The sequence below is a fragment of the Streptococcus sp. GMD1S genome (assembly GCF_000296875.1).
In the GTDB taxonomy this organism is placed as follows: domain Bacteria; phylum Bacillota; class Bacilli; order Lactobacillales; family Streptococcaceae; genus Streptococcus.
In genome coordinates, this window is the sequence record NZ_AJQY01000415.1 from 1 (window position 1) to 631 (window position 631).

The 631-nt window shown below is 42.5% G+C and carries 2 protein-coding genes; both read right to left on the reverse strand.

What is annotated here, in order from left to right:
- Window positions 1-158, reverse strand: a 158-nt coding sequence (locus GMD1S_RS12065; protein ID WP_008283351.1) for an FAD-dependent oxidoreductase, incomplete at its 3' end; no start/stop codon positions are given.
- Window positions 148-579, reverse strand: a complete 432-nt coding sequence (locus GMD1S_RS10720; RefSeq protein WP_000989471.1) for an NUDIX hydrolase — start codon at window positions 577-579, stop codon at window positions 148-150. The genes GMD1S_RS12065 and GMD1S_RS10720, both read right to left, overlap by 11 nt.
- Window positions 580-631: the final 52 nt, after the last annotated feature.

Here is a 631-nt window from a genome sequence, read left to right on the forward strand (position 1 = left end):
ATAGAAGGATTACAAGGCATGAAAGCCAGCATTTCAATGTTGATGGTCGCAAGCAATACCTTGCAGCCCATACGGCTAGCAGCTAGAGATGCCTCCACCCCAGCGTGCCCCGCACCGATTACAATAATATCGTATTCTTCCGTAAAATTATAAGTCATTTCTTAACCTTTCAAAAATTTCTCGCAAATAAGGAACTAACTTCTCCTCCTCTAGAGCTTGATCCATAGTAACCCATTTAAAGTGTGTATGCTCTTCAGGATCTAATCTGATAATTGGCTTCTCCCCAACCCACTCTGCTTTATAAACTAAGCGAGTAAAAACCGTATCCTTAGAGGTATCCAGTTGACTATCTTCGTGAAGAAGTTTGAGCGAACTGCTATCTAGCCTAACTCCCGCTTCTTCAATGCATTCTCTAAGAGCACCATCTCGCGGAAGTTCACCCTTTTCAACCCCGCCACCAGGAATATCCCAGTAAGTTGGATAAACGTTGGGTTCTCCTCTTTTAATTTCCGAACGCTGAATGAGCAAATAATCACCACCACTATGAACAAGTACATGGGCAATAAGCTTAACCATCATTTTCTCTCCTATTCCTCAAGATGAATGTGTTTTAGTTGGCCGTTCCATTCTG